23 protein-coding genes are annotated in these 22211 nt (G+C 44.9%); 1 reads left to right on the forward strand and 22 read right to left on the reverse strand.

The annotated features are described in order from the left end of the window. Window positions 1-22: 22 nt before the first annotated feature. The 11 genes from fliE to MHI15_RS01885 all read right to left on the reverse strand — a co-directional run bounded on the left by fliE (window position 23) and on the right by MHI15_RS01885 (window position 11468). Entirely contained in the window at window positions 23-334 is a 312-nt protein-coding gene (gene fliE / locus MHI15_RS01835; protein WP_036688553.1) for a flagellar hook-basal body complex protein FliE, read from the reverse strand. A gap of 33 nt (window positions 335-367) precedes the next feature. After that, entirely contained in the window at window positions 368-814 is a 447-nt protein-coding gene (flgC, locus tag MHI15_RS01840; protein ID WP_076127801.1) for a flagellar basal body rod protein FlgC, read from the reverse strand. Between the two features lie 6 nt (window positions 815-820). Beyond that, window positions 821-1228, reverse strand: a complete 408-nt coding sequence (gene flgB / locus MHI15_RS01845; protein WP_036688558.1) for a flagellar basal body rod protein FlgB — start codon at window positions 1226-1228, stop codon at window positions 821-823. Between the two features lie 388 nt (window positions 1229-1616). Beyond that, a complete protein-coding gene (gene hslU, locus MHI15_RS01850) occupies window positions 1617-3017 on the reverse strand; it encodes an ATP-dependent protease ATPase subunit HslU (RefSeq protein WP_036688559.1) in 1401 nt (466 codons plus the stop codon). A 33-nt stretch (window positions 3018-3050) separates the two neighbouring features. Beyond that, window positions 3051-3593: an ATP-dependent protease subunit HslV gene (gene hslV / locus MHI15_RS01855; RefSeq protein ID WP_036688562.1), complete on the reverse strand. Its 543-nt coding sequence runs from the start codon at window positions 3591-3593 to the stop codon at window positions 3051-3053. Window positions 3594-3610: 17 nt separating this feature from the next. Further along, complete coding sequence (gene trmFO, locus MHI15_RS01860; RefSeq protein WP_076100371.1) at window positions 3611-4993, reverse strand: FADH(2)-oxidizing methylenetetrahydrofolate--tRNA-(uracil(54)-C(5))-methyltransferase TrmFO; 1383 nt, start codon at window positions 4991-4993, stop codon at window positions 3611-3613. Window positions 4994-5001: 8 nt separating this feature from the next. Then, a complete protein-coding gene (gene topA / locus MHI15_RS01865) occupies window positions 5002-7101 on the reverse strand; it encodes a type I DNA topoisomerase (protein ID WP_076281603.1) in 2100 nt (699 codons plus the stop codon). A gap of 36 nt (window positions 7102-7137) precedes the next feature. Then, window positions 7138-8256 carry a DNA-processing protein DprA gene (gene dprA / locus MHI15_RS01870; protein WP_340033269.1) on the reverse strand — a complete coding sequence of 373 codons (1119 nt, stop codon included), beginning with the start codon at window positions 8254-8256 and terminating at the stop codon, window positions 7138-7140. A 224-nt stretch (window positions 8257-8480) separates the two neighbouring features. Continuing rightward, complete coding sequence (sucD, locus tag MHI15_RS01875) at window positions 8481-9410, reverse strand: succinate--CoA ligase subunit alpha (protein ID WP_036688571.1); 930 nt, start codon at window positions 9408-9410, stop codon at window positions 8481-8483. 62 nt (window positions 9411-9472) lie between these two features. Continuing rightward, entirely contained in the window at window positions 9473-10633 is a 1161-nt protein-coding gene (sucC, locus tag MHI15_RS01880) for an ADP-forming succinate--CoA ligase subunit beta (protein ID WP_038571984.1), read from the reverse strand. A 352-nt stretch (window positions 10634-10985) separates the two neighbouring features. Then, on the reverse strand, window positions 10986-11468 hold the full coding sequence (locus tag MHI15_RS01885; protein WP_232061396.1) for a MarR family winged helix-turn-helix transcriptional regulator: 483 nt from the start codon (window positions 11466-11468) through the stop codon (window positions 10986-10988). A gap of 148 nt (window positions 11469-11616) precedes the next feature. On the opposite strand from MHI15_RS01885, the gene MHI15_RS01890 reads away from it, so the two are divergent. Beyond that, window positions 11617-12045: an organic hydroperoxide resistance protein gene (locus MHI15_RS01890; RefSeq protein WP_036688575.1), complete on the forward strand. Its 429-nt coding sequence runs from the start codon at window positions 11617-11619 to the stop codon at window positions 12043-12045. 356 nt (window positions 12046-12401) lie between these two features. Here the strand turns inward: MHI15_RS01890 and MHI15_RS01895 are convergent, their stop codons facing one another. The 11 genes from MHI15_RS01895 to MHI15_RS01945 all read right to left on the reverse strand — a co-directional run bounded on the left by MHI15_RS01895 (window position 12402) and on the right by MHI15_RS01945 (window position 21893). Beyond that, the gene (locus tag MHI15_RS01895) at window positions 12402-14081 is read right to left on the reverse strand and encodes a YifB family Mg chelatase-like AAA ATPase (RefSeq protein ID WP_076281601.1); all 1680 of its coding nucleotides are present in this window, start codon (window positions 14079-14081) and stop codon (window positions 12402-12404) included. A gap of 209 nt (window positions 14082-14290) precedes the next feature. Further along, the gene (locus tag MHI15_RS01900) at window positions 14291-14800 is read right to left on the reverse strand and encodes a metallophosphoesterase (RefSeq protein ID WP_036688580.1); all 510 of its coding nucleotides are present in this window, start codon (window positions 14798-14800) and stop codon (window positions 14291-14293) included. Between the two features lie 174 nt (window positions 14801-14974). Then, window positions 14975-15391, reverse strand: coding sequence for a hypothetical protein (locus MHI15_RS01905; RefSeq protein WP_081383206.1), 417 nt, complete (start codon window positions 15389-15391; stop codon window positions 14975-14977). A 154-nt stretch (window positions 15392-15545) separates the two neighbouring features. Continuing rightward, complete coding sequence (locus MHI15_RS01910) at window positions 15546-15932, reverse strand: YraN family protein (RefSeq protein WP_076281600.1); 387 nt, start codon at window positions 15930-15932, stop codon at window positions 15546-15548. Further along, the gene (locus MHI15_RS01915) at window positions 15929-16231 is read right to left on the reverse strand and encodes an EscU/YscU/HrcU family type III secretion system export apparatus switch protein (RefSeq protein ID WP_038571992.1); all 303 of its coding nucleotides are present in this window, start codon (window positions 16229-16231) and stop codon (window positions 15929-15931) included. The genes MHI15_RS01910 and MHI15_RS01915 overlap by 4 nt, the downstream gene beginning before the upstream one ends. Beyond that, on the reverse strand, window positions 16228-18396 hold the full coding sequence (locus tag MHI15_RS01920; RefSeq protein ID WP_341164068.1) for a DNA ligase: 2169 nt from the start codon (window positions 18394-18396) through the stop codon (window positions 16228-16230). Before MHI15_RS01920 ends, MHI15_RS01915 begins: the two co-directional genes overlap by 4 nt. 118 nt (window positions 18397-18514) lie before the next feature. Then, on the reverse strand, window positions 18515-19126 hold the full coding sequence (locus tag MHI15_RS01925) for a ribonuclease HII (RefSeq protein ID WP_076100429.1): 612 nt from the start codon (window positions 19124-19126) through the stop codon (window positions 18515-18517). Between the two features lie 187 nt (window positions 19127-19313). Next, window positions 19314-20174 carry a ribosome biogenesis GTPase YlqF gene (ylqF, locus tag MHI15_RS01930; RefSeq protein WP_036688587.1) on the reverse strand — a complete coding sequence of 287 codons (861 nt, stop codon included), beginning with the start codon at window positions 20172-20174 and terminating at the stop codon, window positions 19314-19316. Between the two features lie 29 nt (window positions 20175-20203). Next, window positions 20204-20812 carry a signal peptidase I gene (lepB, locus tag MHI15_RS01935; RefSeq protein WP_036688589.1) on the reverse strand — a complete coding sequence of 203 codons (609 nt, stop codon included), beginning with the start codon at window positions 20810-20812 and terminating at the stop codon, window positions 20204-20206. A gap of 298 nt (window positions 20813-21110) precedes the next feature. After that, window positions 21111-21455, reverse strand: coding sequence for a 50S ribosomal protein L19 (rplS, locus tag MHI15_RS01940; RefSeq protein ID WP_036688590.1), 345 nt, complete (start codon window positions 21453-21455; stop codon window positions 21111-21113). Window positions 21456-21602: 147 nt separating this feature from the next. Further along, window positions 21603-21893, reverse strand: a complete 291-nt coding sequence (locus MHI15_RS01945) for a hypothetical protein (protein WP_051491579.1) — start codon at window positions 21891-21893, stop codon at window positions 21603-21605. Between the last annotated feature and the right edge of the window lie 318 nt (window positions 21894-22211).

A 22211-nucleotide genomic window follows, 5' to 3' on the forward strand; every position in this document is an offset into this window, starting at 1 on the left:
TCCGAAACTAAGCTAGGATTTATTATATTTGAGTTCTCATAATTTCTTGATAGGCTTCAATCACTTTGTTCCGGACTTGTGTAGTCAACTGTAAACTCAGTAGAGCCTGTTGGGAAGAAATCATCACTTCGTCAATGTTCACTTCTCCCAATACAAATTTATTACTCATATCCTTAGCTTGTTGTTCCTGATCAGCCACTTTATTGAGCGCATCCTCAAGATAAGAGCCAAAGCTCTCCATCGAATTAGCAGGAGTGGATGAAACTTCGGAAGATGTCGGTTTCATTGCAAGCTGCTGTACAGCCTGAACCCCATTAGATATATTCTGTATCAACTGTTTCCCCCCCTTAAGTTAATTAACATTCATTTATCTACCAATTTCGAGTGCCTTGCTTACCATAGCTTTGGATGCATTAAGCATCGTAACATTGGCATCATAAGAGCGAGATGCAGATAACATATCAACCATTTCTTTGGTAATGTCTACGTTTGGCATATAGACATATCCTTCAGCATCCGCATCGGGATGGCTTGGATTGTACACCGGCTTCAATGGTGAAGAGTCTTCTATGATCGACTGCACCTTAACCCCTTCATTGCTATTATTCATTTTCGAATTTAGTATATTCGAGAATTTATTACTTTCGTTCGTTTCCAAAACAACCAACTTACGTCGGTAAGGAACAGCCTTGCCATCCACCACGGATGCTCTTGTAGTTTCAGCATTGGCTACGTTGGAAGAAATTACATCCATCCGCAACCGTTGAGCCGTTAATGCAGATGCGCTGATCCCAAAACTACTACCAAAGTTCATACTCTCTTATCCTCCTTGAATTACGGCTCGCATCATCGAAATCTGACTGTTAATCTGTTCAACATAAGAACTATACCTAAGCTGATTCTCTGCGCTTAACGCCATTTCGCGATCTACATCCACATTGTTGTCGTTATTGTTCATAGAGGTAGTTTCATCAGTATTTTCAACAGCAGCGGGAACAATTGTGTTGCTGCCAAATTGATAATGCCGGGTATCCGAAACTTTCGCTCTAAGTGTAGATTGGATTCCACTTTCCTGTTGTTGCAGGATACTTTCGAATGAAACATCAGAACGTTTGAAATTGGGCGTATCTTGATTAGCCACATTATTTGCTAGAGCATTTTGTCGTTTATAGGCAGCATCAATGCCTCCCTGCAATCGTTGAAAACTGACACTATTCAGCAATCCCAAGACAATTCCTCCTTTCAAAGCTATCATAATGAAAAGAATTCCACAACTTCCATCAAAAAACCTGCTTGCTTTCGACAAATAAAGAAAAAAATACTCTAAATTTACGGTATTCCGTCGAACGCTGTCGCAATGAATAACACTTAGCATTTTCACATACATTGATTTTCATTTAATTTGTATATTATTACAATAAGAAATAAGCCCTATCTTTTTAGAAAAGACAGGGCTTTTAGCACTTTATTACTATTTATTTACATTTTCAACTCATTTTTTTCTTTTTAATTGCATGTTTTGACATAATTTTACGTTTTCACGACACCAATTTGTAATTTATCTAATCCGTTATGCCCAAATTCAAAATACATAGATTTTTTGTTTTTTTGTCGCTTTAAAGAATATACTGACTTAAATCACGATCCTGAGCTATACTTGCCAATTTCTCGCGCACATACTCCGGGGTAATAACCATTTTTTCTAAAGTCAGCTCAGGTGCTTCAAAAGAAAGATCCTCTAACAGCTTCTCCAAAATAGTATGAAGACGCCGTGCACCTATATTCTCCATATTTTGATTCACTGAAGCCGCTATTTTGGCGATCTCATGTATAGCATCCTTCTGGAATTCCACTTCTAAATTTTCTGTTTTAAGCAGATTCACATATTGTTTAGTTAAAGCATTCTCTGGTTCCGTCAAAATAGAAACGAAATCCTCTAACGTTAGACTACTCAGCTCTACGCGAATCGGAAAACGACCTTGAAGTTCTGGAATCAAATCTGAAGGCTTAGCAATATGGAAAGCTCCGGCAGCCATAAAGAGTACATAGTCTGTCTTCACAGGACCGTATTTCGTCATAATGGTCGAGCCCTCTACAATCGGCAAAATATCCCGTTGCACGCCTTCACGCGACACATCCGGTCCAGACCCTTTTCCCTGACTCGCTACTTTATCGATTTCATCAATAAAAATAATGCCTGATTGTTCAGCCCGAGTCACGGATTCCTGGATCACATCATCCATATCTATCAGCTTGGCCGCCTCATCCTGAATGAGTACCTTGCGCGCTTCGCGAATAGGAAGCTTACGTTTCTTCGTCCGCTTAGGCAGCAAACTGCCGAACATCTCTTGCATATTCATACCCATCTGGTCATTTCCTTGACCTGCAAACATATCCATCATAGTTGGCGCTGTATCCTCAACATCAATTTCAATGATGTCATCTTCCAGCTGACCAGCTAACAGCTTAAATCTAACCCCACGGCGGCGTTCACTTAGGCTTCCATCCTGCTCAGCGTCTTCTTTAGAGTCCTCTTGGGCAGAATTCCCTCCAAAAATCATCTCGAAAGGATTCTTTTGTGATTTATTTTTGGAAGACGAAGGGACCAATATAGAAACAATCCGCTCATTAGCCAGTTCTTCCGCACGATCCTTAACCTTCTCCGTACGCTCAAGCTTCACCATACGAATAGAAGTCTCTACCAGATCACGAACCATAGATTCCACATCTCGACCTACATAACCGACTTCAGTAAATTTAGTGGCCTCCACTTTGATGAACGGTGCATTAACAAGCTTTGCTAGACGCCGGGCGATTTCTGTCTTTCCCACACCTGTAGGTCCGATCATCAAGATGTTCTTAGGAACGACTTCATCACGCAGTTCCTCTGCTAGCAGACTGCGCCGATACCGGTTACGAAGCGCAACGGCTACCGATTTCTTGGCTTGCTTCTGACCTACGATATATTTATCCAATTCGGCTACAATTTGACGGGGTGTAAGCGATTGATTCACCATCGTGAATTCCTCCTTGTCTCTATGGCACTGAGTCTATAATTGTTCAACAATAATGTTGGAATTAGTGTACACACAAATTTCAGAAGCTACCTGAAGCGATTCTCTAGCAATATCCGCAGCGGAAAGATTGGGTGCATGACGTTTGAGTGCTCGACCTGAAGCCAGCGCAAAATTACCACCGGAACCAATCGCAAGAACGTCATCATCCGGTTCGATAATTTCACCATTTCCGGAGATCAGGAGCATTCCTTCCTTATCCATAACAATCATCAAAGCTTCAAGCTTCCGAAGAATACGATCTTGACGCCAATCCTTCGCTAATTCAACTGCAGCCCGCTGCAGGTTCCCATGATGCTCCTCCAGCTTGCCCTCGAATTTTTCGAATAGGGTAATAGCATCCGCAACGGATCCCGCAAAGCCTGCTATTACTTGTCCTCTGTACAGGCGACGGACTTTTCTGGCCGTCGTCTTCATAATAACACTCTCTCCGAATGTAACCTGTCCATCACCTGCTATAGCTGCCTGTCCGTTATGTCTTACAGCACAAATTGTAGTCGCATGAAAGCTGGGTACCATGATTGTAAGTTACCTCCTTAAGATGGGCTTTGTTCGCTATCGACAACCTCCGGCTCCGAATAAGCGAGTCCTGTACGGTTGGCATACTCGGCAAGACTGTCCAGAGCGCGATGAGCTAACATTTCATTCTTTTCCTTCTTATTGCGGATCTTCTTCTCTACCTTCGGCAACAGACCGAAATTGGCATTCATAGGCTGAAAATGCTCTGGATCGGCAGAAGTAATATAAGCTGGCATGCTGCCTAGAACAGTATCCTGCGGGAAGATCAGTCCTTCCTGACCGAGTGCTGCCCGTGCAGCATTAATACCAGCTATGAGCCCGGAAGCAGCTGATTCCACATAACCTTCTACACCTGTCATCTGTCCAGCAAAAAAGAGTCTTTCCTTGCCTTTCATCTGATAGGTAGGGTGCAGAAGCTTAGGAGAATTAATAAATGTATTTCTGTGCATCACACCATAACGAACATATTCAGCATTCTCAAGACCTGGGATCAGCGAGAATACACGCTTTTGCTCGCCCCATTTCAAATGGGTCTGAAAACCAACAAGATTGTAAAGTGTGCCGGCAGCGTTATCCTGACGGAGTTGCACAACCGCGTAAGGAAGTTTACCTGTATGCGGATTGATAAGTCCTACTGGCTTCATTGGGCCAAATAACGCTGTTTGCTTGCCGCGTTTCATCATGATTTCGATAGGCATACAGCCCTCAAAGTATATTTCTTTCTCAAAATCCTTGAGTGCTGCTGTCTCAGCAGAAATCAACGCATCATAAAACACGTCGAACTCCTCTTCTGTCATCGGACAGTTCAGATAAGCCGCTTCACCTTTATCATAACGGGAAGCCAAATACACCTTGTTCATATCAATGGTGTCTTTCTCAACAATCGGTGCTGCTGCATCATAGAAGTAGAAATACTCTTCACCCAGCAGCCCTTTTATTTCAGCAGATAATGCCGGTGAAGTTAGTGGGCCCGTTGCAATAACAACAATCCCTTCCTCCGGTATATGCGTAAGTTCTTCATTTATGACTTCCACGAGCGGATGATTATGCAAAGTATGGGTGATCTCACCTGAGAACCCGTCCCGATCTACGGCAAGTGCTCCTCCTGCGGGTACCGCGTGTCGGTCAGCAGCACCTAATACAAGAGAGTTCAAACGTCGCATTTCTTCCTTCAATACACCTACAGCATTTCCTAATCCATTCGCACGCAAGGAGTTGCTGCATACCAGTTCAGCAAATTGATTCGTGTGATGGGCTGGTGTCTTTACTACGGGTCTCATCTCATATAATCTTACCGGTACTCCTAGTGATGCTATTTGCCAAGCGGCTTCGCTTCCTGCGAGACCCGCTCCAATTACTGTTACTTTTGCTGTATCTGACACTGTCTTTTTTCCTCCCATAGAGACTATTAATCTGCTAATTCTTCTTCGTTGTCTAGAACCGCCTCTGTATGATCACAAGATGTACATTGTAGCTTGGTTCCTTGCTTATTACGTTTCTCAATCATCCAAGATCCACATGATGGACATGGTTTTATAGAAGGTCTATCCCATGAAACAAAATCACAACCAGGGTACTGATCGCAGCCATAGAAAACTCGCCCTTTTTTGCTGCGTCGCTCCACAACCTTACCTTCATGACATTTAGGGCAAGTTACGCCAATATCCTTGATAATCGGTTTCGTGTTTCGGCAATCCGGAAAGCCAGAGCATGCTAGGAATTTCCCAAAGCGACCCAGCTTATACACGAGAGGTTTGCCGCATTTCTCACAGATCTCATCAGAGACTTCATCTTCAATCTCAATTTCTTTCATCTCTTCTTCCGCGAATACCAAACGCTTCTCAAACGATTCGTAAAACTCTGCAAGAACCTTTACCCAGTCTTCTGAGCCCTCTTCCACATGGTCAAGATCCCCTTCCATGTTCGCGGTGAATTCAACGTTTAGGATTTCCGGGAAAAATTGCTCCATCTGCTCTATAACAAGCTCGCCAAGTTCGGTTGGCATGAATTTTTTCTCTTCAATAGCCACATAACCACGCTTCTGGATGGTTTCCAGCGTTGGGGCATATGTACTTGGACGGCCTATACCCAGCTCCTCAAGCGTCTTTACAAGTCTTGCTTCCGTATATCGTGGAGGCGGTTGTGTAAAGTGCTGCTTAGGCTCGATCTCCTGCTTATTTAAAGCATCTCCCGCTTGAAGCGGCGGCAAATACTTGTCTTCATCTGTAGTTCCGTCATCGTTGCCTTCTACGTAAACCTTCATGAACCCGGGGAATGAAACCTTCGAACCAACAGCTCTGAATGTAGCAGTACTTGCAGCAATATCGACCGAAAGCGTATCCAGCAGGGCAGAAGACATCTGACTTGATACGAACCGCTCCCACACTAGCTTGTAGAGACGGAATTGATCACGGCTCAAGAACTCTTTGACCATTTCAGGTTCGCGTAATGCCGAGGTAGGACGAATCGCTTCATGCGCTTCCTGTGCTCCAGCTGCCTTTTTAGAATACTGCCGTGGGGATTCTGGCAAGAACTTCTCACCATACTTAGCTGTTATAAGCTCTTTAGCTTCATCCTGAGCGGTGACAGAGAGACGCGTGGAGTCAGTACGCATATAAGTGATCAAACCTACGGTACCTTCTTTACCGAGTTCCACACCTTCGTATAGCTGCTGTGCAACGGACATTGTCTTAGCGGCACGGAATCCAAGCTTACGAGCTGCTTCCTGTTGAAGTGAACTGGTGGTAAAAGGAGCTGAAGGATGACGTTGTCTTTCCTTCTCCTTCACATCACTCACCTTAAAAGATGCGTTCTTAATGGCTTCAAGAACCTCCTGAACATCACTTTCCTGGTTCAGTTCTTTTTTCACACCATTCAGCTTATGAAACTTAGCTTCAAAGACGGAATCCCGGATTCCAAGCTTCGCTGTTATGCTCCAATATTCGGTGGGTACAAAAGCGGAGATTTCATTCTCACGATCCATAATGATCTTCACGGCAACGGATTGTACACGTCCAGCAGATAAACCTTTTTTGACTTTCTTCCATAATAGAGGGCTAATCTTGTACCCTACCAGTCGATCCAGAATACGTCTAGCCTGCTGTGCATTCACGAGATCCATATTAATCTTACGCGGTGTCTTAAAAGCATCTTTTACCGCTTGTTTGGTGATCTCATTAAAAACAACTCTGCATTCTTGTGTATTATCTAAATCCAGCGCATGCGCCAAATGCCAAGCAATTGCTTCCCCTTCGCGGTCGGGGTCAGCTGCGAGATAAACTTTTTTAACTTTTTTACTAGCGTCTTTCAATTCCTTCAATATAGATCCCTTACCGCGGATAGTAATATATTTGGGACTGAAATCATTCTCCACCTCAACACCAATTTGACTCTTCGGTAGATCTCTAATATGTCCCATTGATGCCTTTACAATATATTTACTACCTAGATATTTGCCAATTGTCTTCGCTTTTGCAGGCGACTCGACAATAACTAATGCATCTGCCATAGACTCTTCCTCCTCGTTAACACTCGCACCTCTATATTAAATTACCTTGTAAATAGCTCCTGGTAATTGTGTTACCGCTTTTTTTATGATTAAAGATAACAGAACTGAATGCAAATGTCCAAAATCCCATCCTGTTCTTACAAGCAGATCGTCCAATATAAAAGGGCCTTGATGCAGTATATGGTATAGGTGAGACTCCTCATTTGTCAATTTCTTTTCAATCATAAAGTCGTCTGCTGTCTGTTCGGTAGTGCTATTATTCCCTGTTTTTATTACGTTTGTCGGCAAATAAGAAGTGTATTCTTCTATAATATCTAATCCACTGGTTACCAGCTTTGCCCCCTGTTTGATAAGCTCTAACGCCCCTCTGCTCTTAGGTGATGTAATAGGTCCGGGAACTGCGAAGACATCCCTTCCAGCTTCCAAGGCAGCATCGGCTGTAATAAGTGATCCACTGCGACTGTCAGCCTCCACTACCACTGTCCCCCGTGATAAACCTGCTATGATCCGATTACGCTGTGGAAATAATCCAGGATGACTTTTAGTTCCAAGAGGATACTCTGTAATGACAAGCCCATCCTGAGAGATACGCCGCTCCAGTTCAATATTCTCAGTTGGATAGACTTTGTCCAACCCTGTTGCCACTACCGCTATGGTCCCTCCACCGCTTCTTAGCGCCGCTTCATGACAAATGCTATCGATCCCCCTCGCAAGTCCGCTAACCACCGTTAGACCTGCTGCACTAAGCTCCTCCGCGAGAATCTCCCCTACCTTTCGTCCATAAGCTGTTGGCACACGAGTGCCAACCATCGCCACACTAGGAGTTGATAACAGTTCCAAACGCCCTCGATAATAAAGGATCCACGGTGGCTGTGCCGTCTCCTTCAACAAAACAGGATAAGCCGCATCAAACACAGTGACCATCTTCACTGCACATTCTTCCATTAATAAGCGCCTTTTGGTGATCCATTCTAATGTATATATGGAAGCAAGATAATTCGACAGCTTTCCGTTCAATCCGATCGTTTCCCAATCTTTTGCACTACAGGAAAATGCTCGTTCTGACATTAAGCCGGCTCTGCGAATCTTGTCGATACTCTTCCAGCCAATCCCCTCCACTTCATTAAAACCAAACAGCAGATCTTTTTCTTCCATATAAGCTTACTCTCCTTTAATGGAAGGGTTAGCCTTCCCTATTTTGTAACATGAATTAGAGGAATGCAATATTTTCTTGTAATTCAATATTTTTCTATGTTAAAAAACAAAAAAAGCAACCTTTTATCCCTTGGATAGGAACAAAAGGTTGCTTACCTCTGAAATAATTATACACGAAAGAAGCCCACTCGCGTAGAGTGAATTCCTTCAAGTAAATAAAATAATTAATGCGTTGTAAAAGCGCTAAGAATACCGCGTTCTTCAAGCACACTTACTAGCGTTGAGCCCATTTCGGCAGGTGTAGGAGCAACCTTGATTCCGCACGATTCAAGTACGGCAATTTTCTCACTCGCTGTGCCTTTGCCTCCGGAAATAATAGCACCCGCATGCCCCATACGTTTGCCAGGAGGTGCAGTAGCGCCGCCAATAAACCCTACTACCGGCTTAGTCATATGCTCACGAATCCACTCTGCTGCTTCTTCCTCTGCGGTTCCGCCAATTTCACCAATCATGATGACTGCCTTTGTACCCGGATCCTCATTAAAAAGCTTCAGAATATCAATAAACTCTGAGCCTTTAACAGGGTCTCCGCCAATACCTACAGCTGAAGATTGCCCGATTCCACGCGTGGTCAGCTGATGAACAGCCTCATAGGTTAGAGTTCCGCTGCGCGAGACAACACCTACGTACCCTGGCATATGAATATAACCCGGCATAATTCCTATTTTGCACTCACCAGGAGTGATAACTCCCGGACAGTTGGGTCCGATCAATACAGTAGAGCGCCCCTCCATATAACGGGACACTTTTACCATATCAAGTACTGGAATCCCTTCGGTAATACAAATCACCAGGTCGAGTTCTGCGTCCACGGCTTCCATTATGGAGTCTGCTGCAAATGCTGGCGGTACATAGATTACACTAGCGGTTGCGCCTGTAGCCGCCTTAGCAGCTACAACAGTATCGAATACCGGAAGGCTAACCTCACTGCCATTTTCAAGCGTGATGTTGACAGATGTTCCACCTTTACCCGGTGTTACCCCTCCAACCATCTGTGTTCCATAATCCAGCGCACCTTTAGTATGGAACAAACCCGTTGATCCTGTAATTCCCTGCGTGATAACTTTCGTATTTTTATCTACAAGAATGCTCATGCCTTAAGTCACATCCCTACTTATATTGTCAAATACGATAACTGGCTTCCTAAATCAGGCCATTATTGCACAAGAGACACAATCTTACGGGCACCGTCCGCCATAGAATCAGCAGCAACAATATTCAGTCCCGATCCGGCCAAAATCTGCTTGCCCAATCCAACATTTGTTCCCTCAAGACGCACAACCAGCGGTTTGGTCAAACCCAGTTGACTAGCCGCTTCTACAACACCGTTAGCGATAACATCACAGCGCATAATACCACCGAAAATGTTAACAAAAATTCCGTTCACCTTTTCATCGGATAAAATGATTTTAAAGGCTTCTGTTACCTTCTCGGTCGTTGCACCGCCCCCTACATCCAGGAAGTTGGCGGGTTCGCCCCCATAATACTTAATAATATCCATAGTCGCCATCGCGAGACCTGCACCGTTTACCATGCACCCAATATTGCCATCAAGTGCAATGTAACTAAGGTCATACTTCGAGGCTTCGATTTCCTTTAAATCCTCTTCATCCAAATCCCGCAGCTCTAGAATATCCTTATGACGGAACAAGGCGTTGGAATCAAAATTCAGTTTGGCATCCAGTGCCATCACATTCCCATCCGCAGTCACTACCAATGGGTTAATTTCGGCAATAGAGCAATCTTTATCCACGAAAGCTAAATATAGCGCTTGCATGAATTTCACAGTTTTGCCTACCAGCTCATTAGGAATAGAGATACTGTAAGCCAGCTTACGCGCCTGGAAAGTCTGCAAACCCACTGCCGGATCAATGATCTCTTTAAAAATTTTCTCCGGATGTGTTGCAGCTACTTCTTCAATCTCAGTACCGCCTTCTTCAGAAGCCATCATGACCACTCGGCCAGTACCTCTGTCAACTACGATACCAATGTAATACTCCTTAACAATTTGACAACCCTCTTCAATGAGCAGTCTTTTTACTACCTTACCCTCCGGTCCAGTCTGGTGAGTTACTAGAGTCTTGCCCAGAATCTCAGTTGCGTAACTACGCACCTCATCGATATTCTTAGCAACCTTTACTCCTCCAGCTTTACCGCGTCCACCTGCGTGAATCTGAGCTTTAACTACAACAACCGGTGTGCTCAGTGACTCTGCGGCTTCTACCGCTTCCTCCACTGTATAAGCTACTTTTCCATTCGGTACGGCTACACCGTACTTCTTAAGCACTTCTTTTCCCTGATACTCGTGGATATTCATAGCGGTAGCCTCCTAAAGTAGCGTGGTGACTAAACAGGCAGCCTGTTGTCATCTCGCTTTCCGTTTTGATTGCCGCGGGGTTAGGGATAGGCTGATGTTATACATGCAGCACTATTCCGGAACCAGCAGAAAATGATCTACCACTCGTAAAAAGAATGGCATTATTTCTGCAAGAGACATTGTGTAAATCTATAAGACTAAGCTTATATTTACCTATATGCCATACAAAGGAACCCAGAATAGTGTAACATGTTTTTAAAACGCTTACCTTAAATATATTCATGATTTGTACACATTTTTTCGCTTGATTTCATGCCGGAATGCGAACGATCGCATTGACTCCTTACTACGCTTACTTTTTACTATCTTGGATATTAGCTTCGTGAACACGATTCAGTAAGTCTTTAAACTGATCAAGTAGCTCTATGGATTCATTATTTGTCAGTGTCGTTTCTTCCATCATTTTGCCGGGAATACACACGGCATCACTTTGAAGTGCCCAGCCTTGTTTCGTTAGTGAGATTAATACCTTTCGCTCATCCTGCATCGAGCGTTCACGTATAATTAGGCCTGCAGCTTGCAAGCGTTTCAATAGCGGAGTCAGCGTGCCTGAATCCAAAAATAACGCCTCACCAATCTCTTTTACTGTACATTGCTGCCGTTCCCATAACACAAGCATTACTAAGTATTGGGAGTAAGTTAAACCAATCTTATCCAAATACGGTTGGTACAGCTTTGTAATCTCACGCGAGCAAGCATAAATGGTAAAACAGAGCTGATTCTCGATCAGCAGCTCTGGGGTTGTAGTCATTTTCTGCATATCTTCTTCACTCATTTTCATATTTATTCACCCGCCTTATCTCTTTATTTTATCATAATTCCCTCATATATCATAATAATAGCAAAAAATTAATTTGACTTTTATATTAATTGTGATAAATTAGATTGTACACAAACTAATTAATGAATAGGAGAGATTTATTATGATGACAATTCAACAAAAGATGTATGAAACCACAGTTAAAGCCGTTGGGGGAAGAAACGGTTATATAGAATCAGAAAGCCCTAAACTCAACCTTACGATCAGTACACCACGTGAAATGGGGGGTGCCGGTGGTGAAGGCACTAATCCTGAACAATTATTCGCAGCTGGCTACTCCGCTTGTTTTGACAGTGCTCTAAACATGGTTGCTCGTCTTGGAAAAGTGAAGATTGAAGGCAGTGAAGTTACGGCTACTGTAAGCTTTGGTAAAGTTGAAGATGGCGGATTCGGCATTGCGGTTAAGCTTGACGTGCTGGTTAAAGGCGTTGACAGAGAAACCGCAGCATCTTTGGTAGAAGCTGCCCATGGCGCATGTCCTTACTCCCGTGCCACTCGTGGCAATATCGAAGTAGAACTGAATGTACTGTAAGAAATTATAGAGAAAAATGTATGTGAAATTTGCTAAACGATCTAACCTTCGTTTGAATACGTGGCATTTCACATTCGAAGTCGCTAACGGACACAGTTGATCTTAAACGCAACTTAATCCCATATTTGGGATGCTATCGGACCTCATAGCAGCTATAGGAATGAAAACCACTCAATCGAAGGAATAGCGTCTCCAGAGTCCGAATCTACGCTCCAAGGGCTAAAAACTTGCAAACAACGTCCTCTAGGTCCGTTCCATAAGCATCAGAGCATAATAATGGTTCGGCGGTGCTCGTCACTACCGGTCCATAGTAAGAGCAGCGATTCTCATTAACGGGAATCGCTGCTCTTTTATCTTTATTCCTCCGCTAATACCTGTCGATCCAGATTACGGTATTGCACAGCTTCCGCGAGATGTGCAGAAGAAATATCCTGTGCACCCTCCAGATCAGCTATGGTACGGGATAGCTTAATAATCCGATCATGCGCTCGCATGCTTAGACCTAAATTCTCCAAAATATCATACAGCATTTGAGCACTCTCTCGGTTTAGGCTTGCATATTTCCGAAGGGAAGCACCGGAAAGTTCACTGTTCCATGAAATCGCCAGTCGTTTGTAACGTTTAGCTTGGATGGCCTGAGCAGCCAACACCTCCGCACGCATATCTGCTGACGATAAAACATGCCCCTGCCGATTCCATTCCTTCGGGCGGGGAACATCAACCTGTAAGTCGATCCGATCCAATAATGGACCGGATATTTTGGCTCGATATTGGGCAATCCTTGATGGACTACAGGTACAATTTTGCTGGGAGATACCGCTTCCAAAAAAGCCGCAGCTGCACGGATTCATCGATGCAGCGAGCATGAATTTGGCAGGAAAAGTAAAGGAAGCCCGGGCACGACTTATAGTAACCACCCCATCTTCGAGTGGCTGTCGCAGCACTTCAAGCACATTCCGGGAGAATTCAGGCAATTCATCCAGAAACAGAATACCTCGATGCGCAAGACTTACCTCACCTGGCTTGGGAATACCGCCCCCTCCAATTAATCCGGCAGAAGATATCGTGTGGTGTGGAGAACGAAATGGACGACTTCGCAGCAAACCGTTGTGTGCATCCTTCAAATTTCCAGCCGCACTAAAAATTTTGGTTACCTCAAGTGCCTCACTGTCCGACAATTGTGGAAGGATACTGGGAAGGCGTTTGATCAGCATCGTTTTGCCTGTGCCAGGTGGGCCGATGAGCATAATATTATGCATCCCTGCAGCCGCGATAGTTAGTGCTCTTTTCACATGTTGCTGTCCAAGCACATCACTGTAATCATCCATTATTTCATTCGCTTCGGAAGAAGCAGCCTCAGAATCAGAATATTTAGGGTTATATTTGAGATGCTCTACAGAAAGAACAAGCACCGGAGGTTGTTCTTTTGCCCCCGTCCCCATACTCACGGATACAGGAAAAGGAAGTGGTGATCCTTCAGATTCTTCTAGAGGAACTAGCTTATCTATAATCGGACCAAAGCTAGCCACAGATTCAGCAGCATTCGCTAACGCTTGCAAATGGTCGATGGTATAAACATTCATGCCACTGATTAAAGCGGCTTCTGCCGCATTGCCTTGCGGGAGCAGAACGGCTTTAAACCCGCTTTTACGCGCTGCTTCAACCATCGGCAGCACACCCGAAACCGGACGCAGACTGCCGTCGAGCGCAAGCTCTCCAATCAAAAGCATCTCTTGAGCTGAAGGCATAATCAACTGGCCACTAGTTATCAGTATCCCTAAAGCAATCGCTAGATCAAAAGCGGAACCTTCTTTACGCAGGTCAGCTGGAGCAAGATTGATCGTAATACGCTGCTGTGGATAGCGGTAACCGCAATTTTTAACGGCAGCCCTAACTCGTTCAACAGCCTCGCGAATCGCTGAATCTGGTAAGCCAATGATATTCGTCTGCGGCAGTCCATTTGCAAGATCGATTTCCACACCGATCATTACCCCTTCAATCCCATACAGACACGCGCTAAACATTTTCCCATACATAATAAAAACACCTCATCTCCTGAATTACACCCTAATTTGGGGTGTCATAGCTTCAAGAAAAAAGGTGCTTCCTTATTTTCCAAATATATATATTAGCTGTTAAGTACATTATAGAAGTTGTGTCCTAACGCAATCTGTGAGCAATTTATCTTTAGAATAAGAAATTCAAGTTTTACATAAAAGCGAAAGCACATCTCTAAAGACCTACATCAATCCCCTTCTTTAACTACGACCGAGTCCCTAATCTGCTCAAAAGTCAACGGTTTATAGTTCCAATGCTCTACACAAATGTTAAAATGATTGTTTCCCTCATATTTTTGCCCATGAATATGGCCGTGCACATTTACGTAAGGCATATGTTTATTCATGTACATAGGCTCATGTGAGAGGAAAAAGAAATCCTTATAAATCAAAGGATATTCACTAACCTCATCAAAACCTGCCTCAAGCCACCAACTTCGGCTGCGGCCGCGATCATGATTGCCAAGGATCAGGATTTTGTATCCATGCAGTCTGGCCACAATCGCACGAGTTGCCTCCTTATTCAGAAAAGAAAAGTCTCCCAAATGAAATACTTTGTCGTCCGGATTCACTACCGAATTCCAACTTTCAATCATAACTTCATTCATTTGCTCTACATCGTTGAAGGGTCTGGATTCAAAATCAATGATCAACTTATGCCCAAAATGATGATCTGATGTGAAAAAAACCTTAGCCATGTGCACCCTCCTTTTGTTCCTATTCTAATGACAGTATGTATGAAAAAAGCTCCGACTACCCATAAACCCTAGGAAATTCGGAGCCCCGAGGACTTTTCCGCCTAATTTCTCACGAAATTATACGTATCATTCTATGTCATGAGGCGATGACGGAATACCTCTTTATTGTTAATGTTACTTTTCCCAGTCGCGCCGCTTACTCGAACGTTTATTAACATCACTCTGAATCAGTTCAGCTAAAGGAGGCGCCTCCTCATTGTCAATGAGCCAGCCACGCATCTCCTTGATCGCTTCCACCTGTCCATTGCCTTTGTCACGCCATGTAAGCAGTTCAATAACTCTAATTACAAGCGCTAAGAGACTGCTATTGCTGTTTTGCGACTTTTCAGCCCGGATTTTTTGAAATAACGCTTCATTTTCCCAATCTATTAATATTTCCTCCGCTATAGTGGGCCGCATTACCGTGAAGGTCTTATTGCAATTATCGCAACAGACGACAGATATTGGCTCTGCTTTAAATTCTACTTCAATCTTCTGCTGGCAATATTGGCATGTAAAACTAACCTGCATTTCAGAAGGTTTATTCTTCACTAGACAGCCCTCCTCATGATGACATTAAAAAGTTACTCCTAATGTTTACCCATTTCTTTTGAGAAATGACCCACAGTGCGGAAGGTATGTAAAGACTTTTTTATCAGAACAGCAGCAAATTCATAAAGAATCGCATGAGAAAATAGAGTTACTCTTAAAACGCCTCGCGAATATGACTAAGTGAAGCTAGGCTAAGATCGTCATTTAACAAGACACTAATTACATCAAAAGAAACCCGCCGTTCCTCATAACCTTTCATATGCAAATAAACCTGTGTTGTACTCCGAACCTGGTTTATTTTGCGAGCATTCACCGATTCTTCTGGAGTTCCCTGAAGCAGCTCTCCACTGCGGCTACGAACTTCGACAACAACAATACAGTCTTCACGCTCCGCAATGATATCAAGCTCTCCAGTACGACAACGCCAATTCCGTTCCAATATCATATACCCGCTAGAAGATAGGTACTGCACAGCTCCGTTCTCTGCAGCAGCTCCTTTCTCTTTGCGGTTATAGTGCTTTCTTACATAGGGCTCTTTCATTCTTGTCCCCGTTCACCAGCGGAACGATCGCTCTGATACACAAAGCTGAGGATTTCCGCCACCAGCTGATAGAGCTCAGACGGAATCTGTTGGTCCAGATCAAGCTTTGAAAGAACCTCCACGAGGGCTGCATCTTCCTGAACAGCAACCCCGCTCTCCTTAGCCTTTTGCAGAATCAGGTCTGCTATCGCGCCTTGTCCCTTGGCTACTACGACAGGGGCCTCGTTTTGTCCGGGACTATATTTGAGAGCGACCGCTTTTTTGAGCCCTTGTGAAATTGGCTGTACAGGCTCATTCATATACGGTAATCCACTCCTTTGTAAGCCTCAGGAACATAATCAACAAACTTATTAGTATTGGAGCCAGCAAGCTCTTTAGGCAAATTCAATTCTGGCAAGGGTTCGGTTCTTAAACCTGATAATTGATAACCGATGGATTCTACTGCAGTTTTTATATCTTCACGCCGCGTCTCCAGCAGCTCAAGCACCCACGGATGATCATTATGAAGCTTAAGACTAACGATTCGATCTACAACCTGCACATCTACCAATGTCTGCCCTAGCTGCTTCATGTCCAAATCGAACCACAATCGACAGTTAGCTGCATCCAGCTCCCCTTTGCGGCCCCGCCTGGACTGGATATGAACCGATGCAGTTTCCTGCCCATCTGGACCTTGCAGCGGCAAGAACAGTGTAACCTGCGCGAAGGGAGCAGTCCGATCTGTATTCAGCAGCAGCTGTTGGCCTGTCAGCTGCTGCACTAGCCCGCTCGCGGCATCTTTTACCGCGGGAGGCACCTCGCTGCTGCTCATAAGCTGCAGCAGCACGCCCTTCAACGTGTCGGCAGCTTGCTCCCCGCCGACACTGCCTAGCGCGGCTGCAGCTGTCCCCGCTGCCGCTCGCGCCGTCTCCGCGGCCGGCAAAGCGCCGCGCACGGCCTGCTGCTCGTGCTCCGCACCGAGCAGCTTCAACACCCGCCCCACCCACGACTCCGCATCCGCGGGTGGGGCGGTATCTGGCTGCACCGGCGAAGCCGCAGCAGCCATTGTCTCCCCGCGCGGCACTGCCGGCGCGGGGGCAGGATCTTGTCCCGCCGCGTCAGCGGGCGGGATATTCGCGAGCTGCGGCATGCTGCCGCGCAGCTCGGTGAGCACGCCCTGCAGCTTCGCGAGCAGAGCAGCCCCGCTAGGCGCAGCAGCTTGGCTTCCCGCAGCAGCTTGGCTATCTGCACCTGCTGATCCAGTGGCGCTTGTAATCGCGCCACTGACACTACCCTGCGCTCTATCTTTATTTAGACTCATTTCATTGCCATGAGTTTCGCTCTGATTAGAACTATTTTGATTGCTTACAATTCCGTCCCCTTGCGTGTTAGCAGCACTACTCTGAGTTCCTGAAGCAAGCGTAGAAGTTATTTTCCCAGTCAAAGGTTCACCAGTATTTCCACTCTTCGAGAGCTGAACTACCTCACCAGCCTCTTCGGGGACCACTGGCTTGGCAGTTACAATACCGGTTTCATTCTCAGGAGTTTCAGCTGTACTTGCAGCTGCACTTCCTGATATTTCTGATTTCACTGAATTCAAAGGAATTATTGGTTCATCAGAAATAACTCCGGCTCCCGTTGCCCCTCCTGTTGCAGCAGCACTTCCGCTTGTAGTAGTAACACCACCACTACCTTCAGCAGGTTTACTTACAGGTTGTCCAGTTCCTTTAACCGCCACCTGGTCCATTTCCGCATCAGCATCACCTGCTGATACCACTTCCCCGTTAATCACAGCGCCCGTACCTGTCGTTACAGGAGCATTCAGCTTTCCGGTTGGGGTACCCATTCCAGTTTTAGCTTCGGCTGTTGTTGTTTCTTCACCGGCGACTTGACCTGCCCAAATCGTAATCTGTTCTTCGAGCGCTGACAAAAGCTGATGAAGCTGCGGACCAAAAACCGCCTGCTGCAATCCTTTCACACTTTCAGGGGTAACCGGCAAGCCCCGCTTTACAGAAATGACAGCTGCATCAAGCCACTCTGAGGTCGGCACGCCCGCAGGTTTCGCACTCATTACAGCATCCAGAATCGCCGCTGTCTCTTTGGTAAGCGGAATACCACCCGACTGCATCGCCAACACAATTTCCCGACCCGCTTTGGAGTCAGTAAGCCCAAGCGATTCCAATGCCTCGCCCATGTTTTGCGGGGTGGCTAACACCGTTTCGCCGAGGGAGACCGGCTTCAATACGGGCAATCCGCCTTCTCCGGGTGCTCCAACCTGTAAGTTCAGGGTCTCTCCTGGCAGTAGTGGTGTTTCCAACTCCGCACGAACAGGTGTACCTTGAATCTGCACAACGGCTTCTTTTCCCGAATCCGAGACAGACAATACAACACCACGTACAACCTGCCCTTCCTTCAATTCCAAAGACTTGGCTGCTCCCGGTTTATTATCCCCGAGCAATCCACGGATCAATGTTCCGATATTCATACCGTTTCTCCTCCCTCCATTTTCTCTCTTCTTACTATATCGGTATTAATCCGACTTTTTTGAGCGGTGAATTCATCCAAGCTTAAACGCCTTTGGCGTCTTTTATATTCTGATATTTCTAAAAAAGGGTTTGCTGTTCAGCAAGAATCTTCCCAATAAAGCTGCGCCGATGCATAGGTGTCGGACCTAACGCCGTAATTTGTTCCCTGTGAAGCTTGGTCGCATAACCTTTATGTATCGCAATCCCATAATCAGGGTATAATTCCTCCCACACCCCTTCACACAGTCTATCTCTTGTTACTTTAGCTATAATCGAAGCTGCCGCAATGGACTGGCTGTTTGCATCTCCTTTTATGATCGCCTGCTGCGGCAACGGAAGATCAACTTTTTCAGCATCGATTAACATATAGTCCGGGGTATGACTAAGACCTTCTACCGCTTTTTTCATCGCCAGACGAGAAGCCTGTTTAATATTAATTTCATCAATCATGCGGGAATCCACATAACCTACACCAATAGCTATCGCCTGCTCCATAATAATCTCGAATAAGGCATCTCTTTTTTTCGCTGTAAGCTTCTTAGAGTCGTTGACGCCATCAATAATAAGCCCTTCCGGCAAAATCACCGCTGCTGCAACAACATCCCCAAACAAACAACCTCTGCCTACTTCATCTACGCCGGCTATACGGCGATAAGACTGTTCCCAGCCCTCTTTTTCATAACTCAACATATCTATCGTACTCACGATCTGTCACCGCCAATTATAAATTATTCTATAAACTACATAAGTCAGCTTACCATAGTAAAGCTCACATGGTCATGTACAAATAACCACTCCAATTTGATCCAAATCGGCAAAAAAAAGAGCCCCCGAAAATTTCCGGATGGCTCTTCCATACCCATTCATTTAAACGCCTTTAAGGTGTTTCCAGCGTAAAACGACCAAGCTTACCTGCCCGCAGCTCATGCAGCAAAGCACGTGAAGCTTTTTCCAGATCAACACGTCCACCGCTAATCAGACAACCGCGTTTGCGGCCCACGGCTTCCATAACTGCAACGATCTCATCAGGGTTCTCAAGATCCTCAGGAAGCTTCTCAATACCAAAGCGTTCTTGAAATCTGGAACCATAATCCTTGACCAAATACTTCACTGCATAAAAAGCAATGTCCTCAATGTTCAGGATTTCTTCTTTGATCGCACCCGTCACGGCCAAGCGGTAACCCACGTCTTGATCCTCAAACTTCGGCCATAAGATACCAGGAGTATCCAGAAGCTCCAGATTACCTCCTGTTTTAATCCACTGCTGGCCCTTAGTAACCCCTGGGCGATCACCCGTAGCAGCGATACTCTTACCAGCCATTCGATTAATCAGCGTTGATTTACCGACGTTAGGAATACCGACGATCAATGCGCGCATAGCCCGTGGGTTCATTCCCCTTGCGATCTGCCGATCAATTTTTTCCTTCAACAGCAGCTTGACCTGCTCCGGAATCTCCTTAACGCCTGTTCCAGTAGATGCGTCCACAGGATGGGCAACATGCCCTTGTTCCTTAAAGTACGCCAGCCACTTCCGAGTAATTTCCGGATCCGCCAGATCCGCTTTGTTCAAAATAATTAATCTCGGCTTGTCCCGCAAAATATCGTCAATCATCGGATTGCGGCTGGAAAGCGGCAGACGGGAATCGAGCAACTCTATAACAACATCAATCAGCTTCAGCTTATCCTCGATTTGCCGCCTAGCCTTCGTCATATGACCAGGAAACCAATGAATGGCCATTGCCGTCACCTCCTTTGACTTCTGTCAACTTAATGGTTAATCAGTGTAATATCTTTTATCGGCCAGAAGATTAAATCTGCACGACCCACAATATCACCCAGCGGCACATAGCCAATCATCCGGCTGTCTGTACTATCCGAGCGATTATCCCCCATAACGAAAATATGTCCTTCTGGTACAGTACCATCCGTGAATTTTTCATTTGGAAAATCTTTATTATTATACAGAGCGTTGTTACTATGCGCAGCATCAATAGCGCCTTGGATGTAAGTCTCGTTAACAACCTCACCGTTAACTGTAACTACATCTCCTTCTACTTTCACAGTATCTCCAGCCACACCAATTACACGTTTAATAAAATCTCTGCCTTCAGATGGCACGTGGAATACAATAACCTCACCCCGCTGCGGAGATCTTATATCGTATAAAATTTCATTAACGATAACACGTTCTCCCGTATGGAAATTAGGCTGCATGGAAGGTCCATCTACAATAAAAGGCTTGAATAAAAGCCAGCGAATCAGTATAACCAGAACTAAAGCAATCGCAATGGCCTTGACCCATTCCAGCACTTCATTTTTCTGTTTACGTGGGTTCTGCTCGCTTGATTCCAAAGTTTCGCTTTGTTCCTGCTGCATAGTTCACCGTCCTCTCTTAATACTACTCTTACTATACAACACAAAAAAACTCCTGCCAAAAACCCCTCCACAGATACTCCTTCAGGAGGCCTTTTCGGAGAAGCTTATCCCCAAGCGTATATGTCACACGCATTGTATACCAAGCTAAAACGCCCTCAGCGTCCTTTTAAGGACGGTATGCGTTTATGCGAGAAATATAAGAATAATGTATAACGTAAAACTTATGCTTTTCTTATATTTCCAAAAAAAAATAAAGCGAAAGGGGCTTGAACTCAAGCCCCTCTCCTCTGTCACTATTCTAGCGACGAATTTCTTTAATTCTCGCTGCTTTACCACGTAGTTCACGAAGGTAATAAAGCTTAGCACGACGCACTTTACCACGACGAGCCACTTCGATTTTTTCGAGTTTAGGCGAGTTGATTGGGAATGTTCTTTCCACACCAACACCGTAAGAAATTTTACGAACCGTAAAAGTCTCACTGATTCCACCGCCACGACGTTTGATTACAACGCCTTCGAACAACTGGATACGCTCACGAGTTCCCTCGATAACTTTTACATGCACCTTCAAAGTGTCACCCGGACGAAAACTAGGGATATCTTTACGAAGTTGCTCTTGCGTAATAGCTTGTAGGATATTCATTAAGGACTTCCTCCTTCCGTACAGGTGTTCTTGCCTCTTCCGGAGAGATCTGAGCTCTCCCTCATTATCCGCAGCGGACCACCGTATTCCACACAACAGAGTTAATAATATCATAAAGGACGGGCTAATACAACTTATTTTTCTATTTTATAACGGTAACATATCTCTTTTTTTTGCCTTAGACTGGCAGTCTTTACACAAGCCGACCACGGTTCCATTGTCTTGAGCATAGAAGATCAACTTCCCATTCTTCTTCTTGCAAGAAGAGCAAGGTTGCTCCCCTGGACTCTGTTTGGCTTTGCGATGACTATCCATTGAGATCACATTACTGCTAGTCGTGCGCAAAGGATCGCTTGAGCTGCTTGTTTTCTTTTTCTGAACGATATAATACCCAACACCCAGCGCTAGCAAGACAAGCAAAATAACTACATATTTCATCTGGCTCCCTCCGCTCTTCATGATTTACTTGAGGTAAGAAAATAAAAAGACCGCCCTGTGATGCAAGTAAGGCAACGGTCTATATCGTATTCGCAAACTAGCCTTAGCACATCTCACTATAAAAAGCGCTTTTCAGTAGCTGCTGAAGATTATATATGAGAGCATCTTCGCTCTTTTTATATGTACTCTTACCGATTTTAATGTGAGCGTAAGATCTATATTTCATTTTAGCACAATTGAAATTTGAAGTGTAGTGAACACTTTTTAAATACCTAGTCTTTGGTCCAGTATATTAACCCGCCTACAGCCGTTTTTACA

The sequence above is a fragment of the Paenibacillus sp. FSL H7-0918 genome, from assembly GCF_038007025.1.
Lineage (GTDB): Bacteria > Bacillota > Bacilli > Paenibacillales > Paenibacillaceae > Paenibacillus_AQ > Paenibacillus_AQ odorifer.